General features: G+C 59.5%; 12 protein-coding genes. 5 read left to right on the forward strand and 7 right to left on the reverse strand.

The annotated features are described in order from the left end of the window. Positions 1-2 precede the first annotated feature (2 nt). The 3 genes from ACRRQW_RS00145 to ACRRQW_RS00155 are packed head-to-tail and all read left to right on the forward strand — an operon-like array spanning position 3 to position 2,387. Positions 3-1,097: an RsmB/NOP family class I SAM-dependent RNA methyltransferase gene (locus ACRRQW_RS00145; RefSeq protein WP_438479039.1), complete on the forward strand. Its 1,095-nt coding sequence runs from the start codon at positions 3-5 to the stop codon at positions 1,095-1,097. Continuing rightward, positions 1,094-1,861: a class I SAM-dependent methyltransferase gene (locus ACRRQW_RS00150; protein ID WP_438479040.1), complete on the forward strand. Its 768-nt coding sequence runs from the start codon at positions 1,094-1,096 to the stop codon at positions 1,859-1,861. Before ACRRQW_RS00145 ends, ACRRQW_RS00150 begins: the two co-directional genes overlap by 4 nt. A gap of 31 nt (positions 1,862-1,892) precedes the next feature. Continuing rightward, positions 1,893-2,387 (forward strand): thioredoxin family protein, encoded by a 495-nt coding sequence (locus tag ACRRQW_RS00155; protein ID WP_438479041.1) that lies wholly within the window; start codon positions 1,893-1,895, stop codon positions 2,385-2,387. 15 nt (positions 2,388-2,402) lie between these two features. On the opposite strand, the gene ACRRQW_RS00160 is transcribed toward ACRRQW_RS00155, so the two are convergent. Further along, positions 2,403-2,999: a GNAT family N-acetyltransferase gene (locus tag ACRRQW_RS00160; protein WP_438479042.1), complete on the reverse strand. Its 597-nt coding sequence runs from the start codon at positions 2,997-2,999 to the stop codon at positions 2,403-2,405. 128 nt (positions 3,000-3,127) lie between these two features. On the opposite strand from ACRRQW_RS00160, the gene ACRRQW_RS00165 reads away from it, so the two are divergent. Then, positions 3,128-3,976 (forward strand): cytochrome C assembly family protein, encoded by an 849-nt coding sequence (locus ACRRQW_RS00165; protein ID WP_438479043.1) that lies wholly within the window; start codon positions 3,128-3,130, stop codon positions 3,974-3,976. Between the two features lie 2 nt (positions 3,977-3,978). Next, the gene (hemA, locus tag ACRRQW_RS00170; protein WP_438479045.1) at positions 3,979-5,028 is read left to right on the forward strand and encodes a glutamyl-tRNA reductase; all 1,050 of its coding nucleotides are present in this window, start codon (positions 3,979-3,981) and stop codon (positions 5,026-5,028) included. Between the two features lie 39 nt (positions 5,029-5,067). On the opposite strand, the gene ACRRQW_RS00175 is transcribed toward hemA, so the two are convergent. The 6 genes from ACRRQW_RS00175 to ACRRQW_RS00200 all read right to left on the reverse strand — a co-directional run bounded on the left by ACRRQW_RS00175 (position 5,068) and on the right by ACRRQW_RS00200 (position 16,298). Further along, positions 5,068-8,106 (reverse strand): CHASE domain-containing protein, encoded by a 3,039-nt coding sequence (locus tag ACRRQW_RS00175; protein ID WP_438479047.1) that lies wholly within the window; start codon positions 8,104-8,106, stop codon positions 5,068-5,070. A 39-nt stretch (positions 8,107-8,145) separates the two neighbouring features. Continuing rightward, positions 8,146-11,982: a PAS domain S-box protein gene (locus tag ACRRQW_RS00180; RefSeq protein WP_438479049.1), complete on the reverse strand. Its 3,837-nt coding sequence runs from the start codon at positions 11,980-11,982 to the stop codon at positions 8,146-8,148. A 49-nt stretch (positions 11,983-12,031) separates the two neighbouring features. Further along, positions 12,032-13,222 carry a lipid-A-disaccharide synthase gene (gene lpxB, locus ACRRQW_RS00185; protein ID WP_438479051.1) on the reverse strand — a complete coding sequence of 397 codons (1,191 nt, stop codon included), beginning with the start codon at positions 13,220-13,222 and terminating at the stop codon, positions 12,032-12,034. Between the two features lie 91 nt (positions 13,223-13,313). Beyond that, the gene (locus ACRRQW_RS00190) at positions 13,314-14,297 is read right to left on the reverse strand and encodes a Gfo/Idh/MocA family oxidoreductase (RefSeq protein ID WP_438479053.1); all 984 of its coding nucleotides are present in this window, start codon (positions 14,295-14,297) and stop codon (positions 13,314-13,316) included. After that, on the reverse strand, positions 14,290-14,970 hold the full coding sequence (locus ACRRQW_RS00195) for an ABC transporter ATP-binding protein (protein ID WP_438479055.1): 681 nt from the start codon (positions 14,968-14,970) through the stop codon (positions 14,290-14,292). The genes ACRRQW_RS00190 and ACRRQW_RS00195 overlap by 8 nt, the downstream gene beginning before the upstream one ends. Positions 14,971-15,065: 95 nt before the next feature. After that, positions 15,066-16,298 (reverse strand): ABC transporter permease, encoded by a 1,233-nt coding sequence (locus tag ACRRQW_RS00200; protein ID WP_438479057.1) that lies wholly within the window; start codon positions 16,296-16,298, stop codon positions 15,066-15,068. Positions 16,299-16,344: the final 46 nt, after the last annotated feature.

The following is a 16,344-nucleotide window of genomic DNA, read 5'->3' on the forward strand; positions in this document are numbered from 1 at the left end:
TCATGGCCGAATCCAAAATCATCAATAACGCCGCCCGCATTCTGCGGCTGGTGCAGTCGGGCACCCCCGCCGATCAGGCCTTGCGCGATTCGCTCACGCAGAATCGCCATTTCACCGCACCACTCGAACGCCGCGAGATCAGTCGCGCGGTCTTCGCGTATTTTCGCTGGTGGCGCTGGCTCAGCGAAAAAGATTCCCTGCAAAAACAACTCGAAGCCGGCCTCGTCTTTCAAGAGCGCTTCAACAAAAATCCCGCCAGCTTCAAACCCGAAGGCCTCGCCGCGCGCGTCGTTCCGGATTGGTTGAAAGACGAGATGGATTCAATCCCCGTCGAATGGCTGCGTCAGTTGCAACGCGAGCCAGTATTGTGGATTCGCGCCAAAACCGGCACGTCTGCCGCACTCGCCAAAAAACTCGTCACGACCGAGGCCACGCCGCATTCGCCCGACGCATTGCGCTACACAGGCATCAAGGATCTTTACCGCACGCCGGAATTTCAGGCGGGTGAATTCGAAATTCAGGATCTCGCTTCGCAACTCGTCAGCCTCGCCGCCGCGCCGCAGCCGGGAGAAATGTGGTGGGACGCCTGCGCCGGCGAAGGCGGCAAATCGATGCACCTTTCCGACCTGATGCAGAACAAGGGCACGCTCTGGGTCAGCGATCGTTCTGCGCGGCGTCTTGATAAACTCAAAGACCGCGCGTCTCGCGCCAGCGTTTTCAACTACCGCGCCGTGCCATGGGAAGGCGGCACCACCTTGCCGACTAAAACGAAATTCGACGGCGTGCTCGTCGACGCGCCGTGCAGCGGCGTCGGCACGTGGCAGCGCAACCCGCACGCGCGCTGGACGACGACGCCCAAAGACGTTCACGAACTCGCGGTCGTTCAAAAGCAACTCCTCGAAAACATCGCCGGATCGCTGAAATCTGGCGGCCGCCTCGTGTATGCCGTGTGCACCCTCACGCGCGCCGAAACAACCGGGATCGCGGAGAACTTCAATGCGACTCATCCTGAGTTCGAACCGCTCTCCGCAAAATTCCTCTGGCCGCAGGAGCTCAACGCCAACGGCATGTTCATCGCGCAATGGCGGAAGAAGTGAGCAAAATCAGCGGCGCGACGGTCCGCGACGATTTCAATTCGATTAACACCGTCCTGCATTACACCCGGGCGGCTCACTTCATCGGGCTATGGAAATCCGAGCTAAAGTTGATTGAACAATATCTGCCCGATAAAAACGCGCATCTGCTCGAAGCCGGTTGCGGAGCCGGACGCGTCGCCGTCGGACTTTGGCATCAGGGATACCGAAACGTCGTCGCGTTCGACTTCGCTTTCGAACTCGTCGAACAAGCCGAAAACCTCGCCAAGGAACAAGGCATCTCCGGCCTTACCTTCGTGCAAGCCGACGCGACCGCTCTGCGCAGTTGTCATATAATATATGACAAACTGTTTGATGGCGCTCTGTTCATGTTCAACGGCCTCATGCAAATTCCTGGGCGCGAAAACCGCCGCGCTGCGCTGCAAGGGATTGCGGAGCGTTGTCGCGCCGGCGCTCATTTCATTTTCACTTCTCACGATCGCGACGAGCCGAACGCGCGGGAGCTTAAAGCGTGGGCCAAGGAAAAAGAACTCTGGGCCCGCGGCGAACAAGACCCGCGACTCCTTGAATTCGGTGACCGCTACTTCAGCGACGACACGGGCAATACGTTCATGCATCTGCCCGACCGTCGCGAAATTCTCGATGATATGGCAGCCACCGGCTGGGAACACGTTTACGATGCGACGCGCAACGAACTGGCCAGCGAGACGCCGAAGGTGCGCAACTTTTCCGACAACTGTCGTTTCTGGGTCGCGAAAAAGCGTTAGCGCGCCGCAGCTTTTCGAGTAGCGTGCAGCGATGAAACGCCTCCTGTTGCTCGCTTCGATTCTGGCCGCCGCCACTCTCTCAGCCTTTGCCGAACCCGAATATCCCAAGCAAGGGCCCGATATCTACGACCCCAAGGTCGATGGCTTTGCCTTGATTGCCGACGCCCAAGTTAAGGCGAAATCAGAAAATAAAAACGTGCTGCTTATGTTTGGCGCAAACTGGTGCGTATGGTGCCATCGCCTGCATCACACCTTCGAAACCGACGCAGCCGTGAAGACACTTCTCAGCGACAACTACGAACTCGTCTTAATCGACGTGAACACGCGCAAAGGCGAAAAGCGCAATGCCGCCGTCGACGAAAAATACGGTAATCCGATCAAACAAGGTCTGCCCGTGTTAGTCGTGCTCGACGCCGAAGGCCAACAACTCACCACCCAGGAAACCGGTGCGCTCGAAGACGGCAAAGCGGCCCACGATTCCGCCAAAGTCTCCGCGTTTCTGAAACAATGGTCACCGAAGCGCTGATCGGTCACGGCGCGCTCAGCGCGCAAGCTTGGCCTCGAGCGCAAGTTTCGCCTCAGGCCATTCGGTGTCGATCATGCTGAACATCGCCGAGTCGCGTTGATAACCGTCGAACGCACGGAGCATTTGCTTGCGGATAATGCCTTCAAATTTGCAGCCAATCCGGAGAATCGCCGCACGCGATTGGGCGTTGTTTGCATCGGTTTTTAACTGGATGCGCAGCGCCCCGAGTTGCTCGAACGCGTGGCGCAGCATCAAGTATTTCGCCTCGGTATTGATCCCCGTGCGTTGCGCTTCGGGCCTCATCCAGGTCCAGCCGATCTCCAGGCCGCGATGCGGTCGACGAATATCCAGGTAGCGCGTAGTGCCGACCACCACGCCATCGCTTTTTCGCACCGTGGCAAACGGCACATCCGTTCCGGCTGCCTGCCCGCGCAACGCCTCATCGATCCACGCCGTCGCGTCCGCGACCGTTTTGAACGGCTCAATCGCGAGGTATTTCCAAATCACCGGATCGACACTCGCACGAAAAAGCCCCTCGGCGTGAGCCAGGCTCAGCGGCTCCAGTCTCACGTGGCGCCCTTCGAGCAGAATCGGTTGCGGGTCGAACTTCATGGACGCGACCTTGCCGGCAAATCGCGGGCACCCAAGCCTGAATCAGACCTGCACCCGCACAGTTCCCCCCATTCTAATACCCTGCCACCACGCTTGCCCGCACGCGCCGCCACTGCCAACTTGCCCGAATGTCCGCCCTGCTCACCGACCGCGCCCTCCTCTGGCTCGGCGCGCTCCTTTATCTCGCCGGTTTTTTAACCGGCTTGGTTGGCCTTACTCGCAAACAAAGCGGCACGACCAACCGCAACGTCCTCAATATTTTTCTCATCGCGGGCTGGGTGGTGCAAATGGCTGGGCTCTACGTTCGCGGTCGGGCCGTCGGCGGCTGCCCGCTCGGCAACACGTTTGAACTCGTCCAATTCGTCGCGTGGTCTGCCATGGTCTTGTATTTCTTCGTGGGGCCGGCGTTTCGCGTGAGTGTGCTAGGTTTGTTTACGGCGGGCTACGCCGCCGCGCTCGCGATCGCATCGCTTTTGATTACGCAATGGGATGTCACGCGTGGCCAAAAAATCTTCGGCAACAATCCGTGGATCGAACTTCATGCTGCGCTCGCGGTTTTTAGCTACGGCGTGTTCGGCCTGCTGGCGCTCACGTCGTTCATGCAGCTCCTCCAAAATTGGAGCCTGAAACATAAACGCCTCAACGGCCTCTTCTGGTTCCTCCCTTCCGTTGTCCAACTCGACCAGATCAATCTGCGCGTGTTGCTCCTCGGCGTGGCTCTGCTCACTTTCTCCCTCGCGGTCGGCGCGGCGTGGTGGGTGCGCGATCTCGCGTCAGTCGATCTGCTAAAATTATTTATCACGGTCGGCGTGTGGCTCGCTTACCTCGTAGTGTTTCTCTTGCGCCGCAGCGGGCGTCTGGTGTCGGTGCGCTTTGCCTGGGTGTGCGTGATCCTGTTCATGATCGCGCTGCTTTCGCTCGGGCCGGTGAACTCCAGCCGTCACCACACCATCGTGCTCACGCCAGCCGGCGAGTGATCATGGCGCAGCATTTTCCAGCTCTGTTTTTATTGGGCGCAAGTCACCACACCGCGCCGCTCGCGGTGCGTGAAAAGCTCGCGCTCGACGCCGCCAAGGCGGCCACGCTGGCCACGCGCCTTCAGGCAACCCCCGGCGTCAAAGAATTCGCGCTGCTCAACACGTGCAATCGCGTCGAGATTTACGGCGTCGCACACACCCCCGAAGTGCTGGCGAAAATCGATGCCGCACTGTGCGAAACGACCGGTTGCACGCCCGCGGAATTCGCCACCGCTAGTTTTCAGCAGCAAAACCACGACGTCGTCGCCCACCTGTTCTCGGTCGCATCAGGACTGGACTCTCAACTGGTCGGCGAAACTGAAATCCTCGGTCAGGTCAAAGATGCTTACGATGACGCACTCGCCAAACGCTGGACCGGTCCGGTGCTGAACCGCGTTTTTCAAAAAACTTTCCAGGCTGCGAAACACGTGCGCACGCACACCGCGATCGGCTCCGGTCAGACCAGCATCGCGTCTGTTGCGGTTGACCTGGCCGGACGCATTTTCGGCGAACTGGTCGCCACAAAAATTCTCGTCGTGGGCGCGGGCGATATCGGCCTGAAAACCGTGCAAGCGTTCCAAAGCCGCGGCTCCACGCACATCACCGTGGCCAGCCGCACGCTCGCCAAAGCCGAGGAAGCCGCCGCCCAAGCCGGTGGCTGGGCCTTGAGCCTCGCCGAATTGCCCGAAGCGGTCGCCGCCGCGGATATCATCGCGAGTTCGACCGCGTCGCCGGGATTTGTGCTCACGCGCGAGTTGATTGCCGCGGCCATCAAGCAACGCCCCGCGCGCCCACTTTTTCTAATCGATCTCGCGCTGCCACGCGACATCGATCCCGCCGCGGCTGGCGTGCCCAACGTCTTCCTCTATAATCTCGACGACCTCGCCAAGATTGCGGAAAGCAACCTCGCCTTGCGCGAAGCCGAACTTGCGCGCTGCCGCGCCATCGTGGCCGAACGCACCGCTTCGCTCTGGCCGCAGGTCGCAAATTCGCTGAACCAGCTCGGCCCATAACCAAGCGCCCCGCTGCGTTTCACGCACGGAGTTTCGGCATTACGGCAGGCGCACGCGCAACTTCGCTCGCTGGATGGCGGCGCCCAAATCCGCCGTCTTGATCGGCTTGCCCAAGTAATCGTCCATGCCCGCCGCCAGCCCGATTTCCTTATCGCCCGGCATCGTGTTCGCGGTCAGCGCGATCAACCACGGACGTTCCGCGTCAGGATAACGCAGGCAAATTTGCCGCGCCGCCTCGAGGCCATCCATCACCGGCATGTGCACATCGAGCAAGATGACATCGTAGCGCTGGCGCGCGAGGGCCACGAGCACTTCCGCGCCATCGGAAACCACATCCGCCCGGTAACCCAGACCGCTCAGCTGATGCAGCGTCACCTTTTGGTTCACCGGATTATCCTCCGCCATCAGTATCCGCAGCGTGCTCGGTGTGGTCGCAACCGCCGCCGCCGATTCCGAGACCACCAACGGCTGCGTCGGACGATCGCTGCGCCAGAAAATTTGTGTGAGTGCGTCGAACAGTAATGACGGCTTCACCGGTTTCGGCACCACCGCATCAAAAACCTCACCCGCCGCGGTGCGCTGGCCGAAACCTGAAAGTAGCAACAGCGCCGTTGACGAGCGCGTGGGTATTTTTCGGATGCTCTGCGCAAGCCCCACGCCGTCCATGTCGGGCATGTGCAAATCGATGATCACCGCATCGAATAAATCGAGCGTGCCCAGCACTTCCAACGCCGCCTGGCCGGAGTTCACGAACACCGCTTCCAAGCCCCACGCCACCGCCAGGTCGCGGAGAATGCGGCGGCTCACCGCATTGTCGTCGACGAACAAAACCCGGCGGCCTTGAAAACTTTGCCGCGCCGACGGCGGAATCGAACCCGACGTGCCGATCTCCTGCAAGCGCAGGGTGAAACCAAAAGTCGACCCGCGACCCACTTCGCTTTCCACACTGATGCGTCCGCCCATCATTTCCACCAAGCGGCGGCAGATCGCCAAGCCCAACCCTGTCCCGCCAAAGCGCCGGGTGGTCGACGCATCAACCTGGCTGAACGGTTTGAAAAGCCGCTCCATGTTCTCCGCCGAAATACCGATGCCGCTATCGCGCACCGCAAAATGCAAATCCACGCCTGTCGGGTGCCACGCGAGCGCCTTGACCGATACGAGCACTTCACCTTTGTCGGTAAATTTCACTGCGTTACCGATCAAGTTGACCAGCACCTGCCGGAGCCGCGTCGCGTCACCCTGCACCAGCGCCGGCGTGCCGTCGGCGATTTCGTAAAGCAGATCGATTTTCTTTTTGGCTGCCGCCGAAGAGAGTAAATCCAGCGCGCCTTCAAGACAGTCGTTCAACGAAAATTCCGTGTGATCCAACTCGAAGCGACCGGATTCAATTTTAGAAAAATCAAGAATGTCGTTGATGATCGTGAGCAGCGATTCGCCGCTATGCCGGATCGTCTCGGCGGACTCGCGTTGTTCGGCGGTGAGTTGCGAATCGAGCAGGAGTCCGGCCATGCCGATCACGCCGTTCATCGGCGTGCGGATTTCGTGGCTCATCATCGCGAGGAACTGGCCTTTCGCGACGTTGGCTTTTTCAGCCGCTTCTTTCGCGAGCGTCATTTGCTCCGCGTGGCGCTTGCGCTCGGTGATATCCAGCTGCAAGCCCATGAAACCAATGTGCTCCCCACGCTCGCTAAACATCGGTTGGATCTCCAACTCAATCCACACTTTGTGCCCGTCTTTGGCGTAGTTAAGGATCTCCCCGATGTAGGGCCGACGCGATTCACCGGCCTGCCCCATGGCTTGAAGCGTTTTCAAATCGGTTTCCGCCCCGATCATAAAATCGACCGGCTTGCGGCCTTTGATTTCATCGAAGGTAAACCCAAACAACCGCGTGAATCCCTCGTTGATCCATTCCACGCGCCACTCCGTGTCGGTGAGAATAACGCCGCTCGCCGTGCGACTGGCCACCAGCGCGAGACGATGAGATTCCTCCTGTGCGCGACGCATATCCGTGGACAGACTTTCGCCCCGATTCACTGCGCGAGCGCGCGAGCGCACCAATGACCAAGTCAACAAGGTGCCGAGCACGCTGACGCCAAATCCCGCCGCGAGCACGATCCACGACAAACCGCGAAACGCCGAATTTTCAAACGCCGGGAGCGTGCTCATCACGAGCGTCCACCGCTGACCAAACACGTTGAGCGGCTGAAGCGCGTGAAAAGCGCGCCCGGGATAATCCATCCGCGTCAGCATTTTTGCCGAATCACGCGTGAGGTGGCTGTCAGAATCGTAAAGGAGATTCGCCGTGTCAGCCTCCTTGCCTTCGAACACTTCGAGGTCGATCAACTGCGCCGAAATTTCCGGAATATCCTGCAGCAACTGGTCAATCCGGATCGGGGCGTAAACCCAGCCCTGCACCGCGGTGAGACGCGAAGCGGGCGTGGCGAGATCGGCATTCTTTTGATAAACCGGTGCCAGCATGAGGAAGCCGGGCACCTGCTTACCTTCGTAATCGAGGCGAATGCGTCGCGAAAGCGTCATCTCGTTGCGGGCGGCGGCTTCCTCGGCGGCCGCACGGCGCGTGCGCCCGCTGCCGATGTCGAGACCGAGCACGCCCGTGTTCGCCGCGCGCGGTTCAATCGCCACCACCGCGAAAACCCATTCGTTGGTGCCGTCGCGTTGCACGGTGAATTGCGTTTCACCTTCCGCGCGCAGGCGCGTTTCCAACGCCGCGAGCTGGGTGCGCGCCACGCGTTCCACATAACCGAGTCCGACGACGCCGTTGGAAAGTTGCACCGAAGCATGGCCGAGATAACTCGCCCACTCCCTGCTCGTGACTTGATCGCTCGAAGTCGGCAACGCCGCCGCGCCGTGCAACAAATTCGACGCCGTATCGAAACGCATGCGCACGTTGCCGCTGATGCGTTCCGTCAAACGATCAAAGCGCGCCTGTGCGGTGCGCTTCACTTCCCGATCAACCACCCGCCAACTCGCGACCGACGCTCCGAGCAGGATGATCAACACCAGCCAGGGCAGCGCCGACAGGCTGCGATGAACGTGGTTTGGATTCTCGGACGACATGGGCGGTTTGTTTCAAATCAGCAGCGGCGACACCAGCGCTCACAGCCGGGTGCGCGTCCGGCCGCGCAACATCGCCGAGAGCAGTTCAGGCGTTTTTATCGGCTTGCTGATGTAATCATCCATGCCGGCCGCGAGACACATTTCGCGGTCGCCTTGCATGGCGTTGGCGGTGAGCGCGATGATCCACGGGCGCAGGCTGGCTTCGGGATAAAGTTTACTCAGCACGCGCGATGCTTCGAGGCCGTCCATCTCCGGCATCTGAACGTCCATCAAAATGATGTCGTAAGTCTGACGCTTCACCGCATCGATCACCTCAAGGCCGTTCGCCGCGAGATCGGCGCGATAGCCGAGATTACGCAGCATGTGGAGTGCGACTTTTTGATTCACTAAATTGTCCTCGGCCAACAATACGCGATCCGGATGCTGGATCTCGGGACGCGAGCCGCCTTGCACGTTGACGACGCTGGTGGAGGCCACGGTTTCCTCGCGACCGCGCCAGAAAAGTTGCGAGAGCACATCGAGCAACTGCGAAGGTTTCACCGGCTTCGTCAGATTCGCTGCGAACAAATTGTGCAAGTCCTCCTGCTTGCCCATCGAAGAAAGCAAGATGAGCGGCAACTGTTCCGCCGTGCGAAGATCGCGAATCGCCGCCGCCAGCATGAGACCATCCATGTCGGGCATCTGCATATCGAGCACCGCGGCATCAAATTTCTCGCCTGCGCGCAACAATGCGAGCGCTTCGGCCGGAGTTTCGACCGTGCGCGGCACCATGCCCCAATTGCGCGCGAGGTCGCTCAGGATGCGCCGGCTCGTGGCATTGTCGTCGACCGCGAGCAAACGGCGGCCATCCACACTCGCTTTTGCGCCACCCGCATACAGACGCGGCTTGCTCGCGACGGCCTCCGCTTTGATCGAAAAACTAAAGGTCGAGCCCTTGCCCTGCACACTTTCGACCCACATGCGTCCGCCCATCATCTCCGCGAGCCGCCGACTAATGACAAGACCGAGGCCGGTGCCGCCAAAACGGCGCGTCGTCGATGCGTCAACTTGCGTGAACGATTGAAACAATCGATCCATGCCGTCCTTCGGGATCCCGATGCCAGTGTCTTTTACGCTGAACACCAATTCCAGCGCACCGTCCGCAAGCGTCTTACTGCGCACACCGAGCAACACCTCGCCGCGCTCGGTGAATTTCACTGCGTTGCTCAAAAGATTGACGAGGATTTGGCGCAACCGCGTTGGATCGCTGCGGATAATGCTCGGGGCGCCATCCTGGATTTCATAAAGCAGATCGATGCGCTTCTCCGCCGCGCGTGCTGCGAGCAGATCGAGGGTTCCTTCGACGCAATCGCGCAACGGAAACTCCATGTGCTCGAGTTCGAGACGGCCTGATTCGATTTTCGAGAAATCGAGAATGTCGTTGATGATCGTGAGCAGCGCCTCGCCGCTGACGCGGATCGTCTCGGCATAGTCGCGTTGCTCGCGCGTCAGTTTTGAATCGAGCAACAAGCTCGTCATGCCGATCACGCCGTTCATTGGCGTGCGAATTTCGTGACTCATCATCGCGAGGAACTGACTCTTCGCGAGACTCGCGTGCTCAGCGGTTTCTTTTGCCGTGCCGAGCTCTTCCTGCACCCGTTTCAACTCCGTAATATCCGTGACTGTCGACAGGTGTTGCTCGCTCCCATCCGGGAAGGTGCGCCGCTGGTTGGTAAACGCGACCCACACCACCGTGCCATCACGGCGAATGTAGCGCTTGTGCAGCGAGTATTCATTCGTCTCTCCAGCCATCATCTGGTCGTGGAGCACCTTCTGAACCTTCAGGTCGTCCGGGTGCGTGAGATTGCGAAACGCGCCCGGCTCCATCGCCTGCTCGCGCGTCAGTCCGCCGATGCGCAAGTGCGCTTCGTTGACGCTGCTCGCCACTGTGCCATCCGGGTTTACCAACCGCCACACGATGCCAGTCGGCACCGCATCGAAGATGAAACGAAAACGTGCTTCCTGCAGCTCGCGTTCTTTCTGGGCTTCATGGCGCTCGGTAATATCGGAAACGGTCGAAACTTCCTGCAAAATTTTCCCGTCCGGCCCGCGGAAAACCTGCAAAGTCAGCAACGCATACACCGTTTTTCCGTCGTCACGGAAGTAGCGCTTCTCAATCGCATAGCTGTCGATCTCGCCGCTGCGCAACCGCGCCGACTGCGCTTGCTGCACTTTCCAATCGTCGGGATGCGTGATGCGTTGGTAGGCGCCCGGCACCAGCGCCTGCTCGCGCGTAAGTCCCGTGATGCGCAGGACAGTCTCGTTGAGCCAGGTCTCGTTCTTCTCGCCATAGTGCTCCCAACTCACGCCAATCGGCAGTGCATTGAGAATAAAACGGAACTGCGCTTCGCGTTGCGCCAACTCCCGTTCGGCCTCTTTCCGCTCGGTGATATCGAGCTGTAACGCCATGAAGCCAGTCACCTTTCCCGCCTTGTCCTTGATCGGCTGAATTTCGATTTCCACCCACTTTTTATCGCGCGACTTGGTGTAGTTCATCATCACCGCGTTAAACGCTTCGCCGGCGGCGCATGCTTTGTTCATGGCGTCGATGATCACCTCGTCCGTCTCGGGGCCTTTAAGAAAAGTGCTCGGCAGCTTTCCGCGCACTTCATCAGCGGTAAACCCAAACAACCGGGTGAAGCCTTCGTTGATCCACTCGATGCGCCAGTCGGCATCCGCGAGCAACACCGCGCTCGCCGTGCGGCTGGCCACGATGGCGAGCTTGCGCGATTCGGCTTCCGCGATCCGCAAATCAGCCGTCATGTTTCGCGCCAGCGTCAGCGCGCGGGAACGAGCATTGACGAGCACCGTGATCAACACGGCGCCCATGATCCCCGCGAGCACTCCGCCGACCGCCACCAACCAAGGCACCAACAGATTGTTACTATTGGCATCGAACTCCGGCAGCGAACTTGCCCAGATCGTCCAACGCCGGCCCAGCACCTCGATCGTGTGCTTCGCATTGAAGGAACGCTTCGCAAAGTCGGCGCTCGTGATCGCCCGATCCGCACCTTTCAAATTAAGTGCCGCGTCCTGATCATACAGGAGATTGCTTACGCGCGGCTCGTCTCCTTCGAATAGATCGAAATCGATTTGAATCGCCGCCGATTCCGCGAGGCGATCCATCAATTGATCGATGCGTAACGATGCATATACCCAACCTTGCAGCGCCAGATCACGCTCTCCTTCCGTCGAAATTTTCGCCCCTTTCGCATACACCGGTAGCATCAGCAACGAGCCCGCCACTTCCTTCCCCTCGTAATTGAGCCGGATGCGCCGCGACAGCATCATCCGGTTAACTTTCGCCGCTTCTTCGGCCGCCGCCCGACGCGTCGTGCCCGTCGCGAGATCGAGTCCGAGAATGCCCGCGTTGGCCGAGGCCGGCTCAAACGCGGTCACGATATAGGCCCACTCGCCGGTGCCCGACAACTCTTGCACCCTAAAATTTGGCAAGCCGGCCGCGCGCACGCGTCGTTCCAATTCAGGCAATTCGCTGCGACGCACTCGTTCGACATAACCCAGACCAAGCAAGCCGCGCATCAACTCATGTTGCAGCGAAGCAAAATACGCCGTCCATTCTGCGGCCGAAACTTCGTTCGATGCTTCCGGGAGCGCCCGCGCGCCGTGCAACAGTTCCTTCACGCCGGTGAAACGCTCTTGAATCGCCACCGTCAGCCGCGCGACCTGCCGGTCAAAGCGCGTCTGGTTAACTCGCAACGCTTCCTGCCGCAAAAACCAACTCGCGAGCAGCGAGAAGACGCTGCAAAGCAGCAGAACGATCCACGGCAAAGCTTTGCCAAATCGTTGTTCGATGGGGTGATGGGAGCGCAAACCCATTCCCGCATCACACCTGCCTAAAGCAGCTTAGGCGAATCCTTTCCTAACTTTAACAAAGTTTTAAATGACGCGCCACCCAGTCTGCCGCCGTGCCCGCTGCCGGTTGCCACAGTAACTGCCGGAGTCGCCCCAATTGCTCGCGCGTTTGCGCCAGCCGCGCCGGATTGGTGACGCACTCTTGCAACTGCGCAGCGAGCGCGCGTGAAGTCGCCGCATCTTGGATGAACTCCGGATACATCGGCTCTTTCAAAAGCAAATTCGCGATACCGATGTAATCGATCTTCACCAGCCACCGCGCGAGCAGGTAGGTCAATGCATTCGTGCGATACACCACCGCGCCAGGAATCCCCGCCAGCGCACAATGGAGCGACATCGTGCCACTCGACGTCAGCACCGCACTCGCCGCCAACGGTGTCGCCACGTGACTCTCGCTGACCGGTTTAAGTTCAACTTTCCCCGCCAACTGCGGCCAACGCGTCAACTCCTCGCGAGCCACCGCGACCACTTCTGCGCTCGGATAAAGCGCCACGGCGCGCGCCGCCGGATTTGTTTTTGCATACTCCGCAAATCCCGCGAGCAGCCGCGGAAAAATCCGGGCCACCGCCTGCACGCGACTGCCGGGCAGTAACAAAATCGGTCCCGCCGCATCGAAGCTCACCGGCGGCACATAATCCGCCGCGAGAAACGGATGACCCACGAATTCCACCGCTAAAGCCGTGTCCGCATAGCACGCCGGCTCGAACGGAAAAATCACTGACAGCGCATCCAAATCGCGCGCCATCGTAAAACGACGCTTCGGCTTCCACGCCCAAATTTGTGGCGAAATATAATAGAGCAATTTCACCGTGCCGCCGCCCTTTACGCTCAGCCCGCGTTCGCGCAACTGGGCCGCGAGCCGAAGGTTAAATCCGGGATAATCCACGAAACAAATCGCGCGCGGCTGGTGCAACTCCACCCACGCCAGGGTCGCATCGAACAGCGATTTGAAAAACGAATAATGTTTCAGCACCTCGACAAACCCGACGACCGAAGTCGCCGTGAGATCGTGCAGCAACTGCGCGCCCGCCTTCGCCAACTCCGGTCCGCCCAGCGCCGCGATTTTCAGCGCCGGATTTTTCTCCCGCAACTCACTCACGACCCGCGCCGCGTGCTCATCGCCCGAGTGTTCGCCCGCGACAATCAACAAGTCGACGGAGCCCGTCATCGGTGCGGGCAGTTCTGAAATCAATGCAGGTTTCATGGTAGGGCCCGACCTCCGGGCGGGCCGCCTAAAATTCGCGCATCCAACCAGGCCGCTCGGAGATCGGCCCCTACCTTGTTTGCAGCCCACTTCATTTCTGCGCCTTCCGAATTTGATCCGTGATCGTGATCGCCACTTCGAGCGCGGATTTACCGAGGGCCGCGCCCACTTTGGGCTGCGTCGCTTCGCGCACACTGTCGGTGAAATGCGCCAACTCGATCGCCAGCGGCTCGCCCTTCTCGATCGGAATCTCGTGCACCGGCACCGACGAAGCATCGCCAGCTTTCGCCAGGCCGATTTTTAATTTCACCCCGTAAGCGATGATGTCGCTCTTCTTCACGAGGTGCCCTTTTTGGTTCATGAAATCGAGCGAGAGATACGCGTTGTCCTGAAACACGCGGATCTCGCGATTCTTTTTCATACTCATGCGAGACGCCGTGAGGTTCGCTACGCAATCGTTCTCAAATTCAATGCGCGCATTCGCAATATCCTCGGTTTTCGAAAGCACGCTGATGCCCACCGAATCGATTTTCCGAATCGGCGAATCCACGAGCGCGAGCACGATGCCGATGTCGTGGATCATCAGATCCAGCACCACGCCCACTTCCGTGCCGCGCGTCGTGTAAGGCGCGAGCCGCTCCGTCGTGATGTATTGCGGACGCCCCGTGTGTTTCTCGAGGTAACTCATCACTGGGTTGAAATGCTCGATGTGCCCGACTTGCACCAAACAGTTGTGCTCGCGCGCGGCGGCGAGCACCTGCTCCGCTTCAGCCAGATCCGCGCAAAGCGGTTTCTCGATGAGTAAATGACATCCCTTCGCGAGCAACGGCAACGCCACGATCGCGTGTTTGTCGGTCGGCACCACCACGCTGATCGCATCACACGCGTCGCCCAACGCATCGATGGTGGCGTAGCGCTTGCAATTATACTTCGCGCAAATCTCCGCCGCGCGCGCGTCGCTCGTCTCAAAAATGCCGACAAACTCGACATTCGGCAGTGACGCATAAATGCGCGCGTGGTGCTGTCCGAGCGAACCGACGCCGGCGACGCCGCACTTGATCTTGGGTTTAGCCATGCACCATTTGTCCGGTTTTCAGGACAAGTTGGCGACTCGTTTTTTTCGCGTGCGCAGGATTATGCGTGACCAACACCAATGCGGTATCCTGCTCCGCGCAGACGCCAAGCAGCAGCTCGATGACTTCGTCGCCCGTGCGCTCGTCGAGGTTGCCCGTCGGCTCGTCCGCCAGAATAAGTTTCGGGCGATTCATCAACGCCCGCGCGACGGCCACGCGTTGCCGTTCGCCGCCGGACAAATGCGCCGGTAAATGATGACTGCGTTCGCCCAGCCCGACGCGTTTCAACAATTCCAGCGCACGTGCTTTTTCCGCCGCGCCGACTTTGCCAATCAGCCGCGCGCTCATCAGCACATTCGCCAGCGCGTCGATTTCCGGAATCAGGTAATACGACTGAAACACCATGCCGAGGAATTTGCCGCGCCGCGCTGTCAGTTCGCTCAAGCTGAGTTGGTGCGCCGCCTCGCCCGCCCAGAACAGTTCACCCGCATCAGGACGATCCAGGCCGGCAACGATATTCAAAAGCGTGCTCTTGCCCGAACCGGATTCGCCACGAATGGAAACCGTCTCGCCCGCCGCGACTGAAAAATCCACGCCATGCAACACCGCCAGTGTCTTGTCGCCACTGCGGTAATTTTTGCGGATGCCCGCTGCCTTGAGAACCACGTTAGACATGAGGTTGGGTAGGACACGAATTACACGAATTTACACTGACGAACGAGAGCACTTCACCATCCGTGCCCATTCGTGAAATTCGGGTGTCAAAAATATTACTCACTGCGCAGCGCCTCCACGGGTTTCAGTCGCGCCGCACGCCACGCGGGAATCAAGCCGGCGATCGTCGAGGCCAACACTGAGAAAACGATAATCATCACCACGTCTTTCGTCGCGGTGTGAGCAGGCAACGAACTGAACTGGTAAAACTTCACGAACGCCTCCTGCCCCATCGTGAATCGCGCGATCACTTGCACAATGTCGTCGCGAAAATATAGCAGCGCGCGCCCAAACCCGAGCCCGATCACCGTGCCGGTTATCCCGATAAACAAACCCTGCACACAAAAACTCGTCGCGATATCTCGCGCCTTGCCGCCCATGGCTCCGAGTAAACCGATTTCACGCGTCTTCCGCACCACGGTCACGAGCAGCGAGCTCGTGATTGAGAATGCCGCCACGATGATGATAAACGTCAGCAGGAAAAAAATCATGTTCCGCTCGAAGCTGAGCACCGCTTGAAAATCCGCATTGGACTCAAACCACGTAAACGCGCGCGTGCCGGGCGGAAGCAGTTTCCCAATCGCCGTCGCAGCCACATAGTCGTCGGTGCCAGTTTTAAGCCGCACGTTATACCCGTGAATGCTCTGTTCGAGCCCGTAGAGATCCTGCATCAGGCGCAGCGAACAAATCACCGTCGAGCTGTCGAGTTGCTGGTGGCCCACTTGGAAAATGCCCGCCACGAGCACGTCGCGCGGTAGTAACATTTCGTTTTTTCGCGCCCGCTCGATCGACAACGGCGAATAAAGACTGACGACATCGCCCACCCGCACGCCGAGCCCGCTCGCCAGCAATGAACTCAGGATCACGGAATCATCGTCGAGATTATCGAGCGAGCCGGCGATCATGTAACGGTCGAGCGGAATCACTTTTTTGATCTGTTCGATGTCGAACCCTTGAATCGCCGGAAACGCCGGCCGGCTGGCGTATTCGAGCACCACGACCCCGGCGGCATATTGCGCAAAGGCCGCGACCTCAGGCGACGCGAGGAGCGCTTTCTCCACCGCAGCGGCTTGGGGTTTATCAAGCGCCGACTGGGCGCGAATCTGCACCTCCCCCTGCGTATCGATGATCATGCGCTGAATCTGGTGGCCGAAGCCACCCATCACGCTCGTCGTCACGAACATCAACGCCACGCCGAGGCCAACGCCGATCACCGAGATAAGCGTAAAAAACGAAATCCGTCCCGTCGGGAAAAGTTGTTTGAGAGCGAGATAAACGGGCCAGGGCATTTGGTGGGCGGTAAGCGCTACGCTTGAGGCGATAGGTTAGAGGTCA

The sequence above is a fragment of the Oleiharenicola lentus genome (assembly GCF_051660365.1).
GTDB classification, from domain to species: Bacteria; Verrucomicrobiota; Verrucomicrobiia; order Opitutales; family Opitutaceae; genus Lacunisphaera; species Lacunisphaera lenta_A.

Excerpts from the sequence above, each read along its gene's own strand:
- ACRRQW_RS00145 (WP_438479039.1), top strand. The coding sequence starts at position 3 with ATGGCCGAATCCAAAATCATCAATAACGCCGCCCGCATTCTGCGGCTG.
- ACRRQW_RS00155 (WP_438479041.1), top strand. The coding sequence starts at position 1,893 with ATGAAACGCCTCCTGTTGCTCGCTTCGATTCTGGCCGCCGCCACTCTC.
- ACRRQW_RS00160 (WP_438479042.1), bottom strand. The coding sequence starts at position 2,999 with ATGAAGTTCGACCCGCAACCGATTCTGCTCGAAGGGCGCCACGTGAGA.
- ACRRQW_RS00165 (WP_438479043.1), top strand. The coding sequence starts at position 3,128 with ATGTCCGCCCTGCTCACCGACCGCGCCCTCCTCTGGCTCGGCGCGCTC.
- hemA (WP_438479045.1), top strand. The coding sequence starts at position 3,979 with ATGGCGCAGCATTTTCCAGCTCTGTTTTTATTGGGCGCAAGTCACCAC.
- ACRRQW_RS00175 (WP_438479047.1), bottom strand. The coding sequence starts at position 8,106 with ATGTCGTCCGAGAATCCAAACCACGTTCATCGCAGCCTGTCGGCGCTG.
- ACRRQW_RS00180 (WP_438479049.1), bottom strand. The coding sequence starts at position 11,982 with ATGGGTTTGCGCTCCCATCACCCCATCGAACAACGATTTGGCAAAGCT.
- lpxB (WP_438479051.1), bottom strand. The coding sequence starts at position 13,222 with ATGAAACCTGCATTGATTTCAGAACTGCCCGCACCGATGACGGGCTCC.
- ACRRQW_RS00190 (WP_438479053.1), bottom strand. The coding sequence starts at position 14,297 with ATGGCTAAACCCAAGATCAAGTGCGGCGTCGCCGGCGTCGGTTCGCTC.
- ACRRQW_RS00195 (WP_438479055.1), bottom strand. The coding sequence starts at position 14,970 with ATGTCTAACGTGGTTCTCAAGGCAGCGGGCATCCGCAAAAATTACCGC.
- ACRRQW_RS00200 (WP_438479057.1), bottom strand. The coding sequence starts at position 16,298 with ATGCCCTGGCCCGTTTATCTCGCTCTCAAACAACTTTTCCCGACGGGA.